1 protein-coding gene is annotated in these 431 nt (G+C 48.0%); it reads left to right on the top strand.

The genetic code is table 11. From position 1 onward, the window contains the following. A partial coding sequence (locus tag ACSEXW_RS28305; RefSeq protein WP_438449520.1) for a hypothetical protein occupies nt 1-193 on the top strand: 193 nt, incomplete at its 5' end. Nucleotides 194-431: the final 238 nt, after the last annotated feature.

Here is a 431-nt window from a genome sequence, read left to right as displayed (position 1 = left end):
GGGGCTTGTCCCCCGACGCGGGAATACGGTGTTATCTGTAGTTGTCCACTTCCTCGAATCGGCCCAAGAAATCGTCTTTCCATGTCTCTTACCCATCCTTCAAGGTTTTCAATACTTCTTTTATAAGGGCTTTAAGGGTTCATCCGATTTCCTCGAAGGGGTTCACCAGGGTGGCGGGATGGCTGGGGTTTAGCCGATGGGATCAAGGGAAGGTCTCTTCCACCAATCGGCTTTCCAGTCCTTCTCGCCTTTCCAATGTCTTTATCGGATGAATCCCTTTATTGCCCTTAGATAAGTATTGAAATTTTTGATGGGTCAAGACCTTAAGACGATTTCGTTCAGGAATCCCTTGATCTTGAACCCCCATCGATCTTAAGAATCAAGGTTCCGTCGAACGAGATGATTGCTCGCAGTCCATCTCCAGTCGGGTT

The sequence above is a fragment of the Oryzibacillus soli genome, assembly GCF_051594765.1.
GTDB lineage: Bacteria > Bacillota > Bacilli > Paenibacillales > NBRC-103111 > Paenibacillus_AR.
The sequence above is the reverse complement of the archived record's forward strand: the minus strand, read 5'-3'. Positions and strand labels throughout refer to the sequence as shown.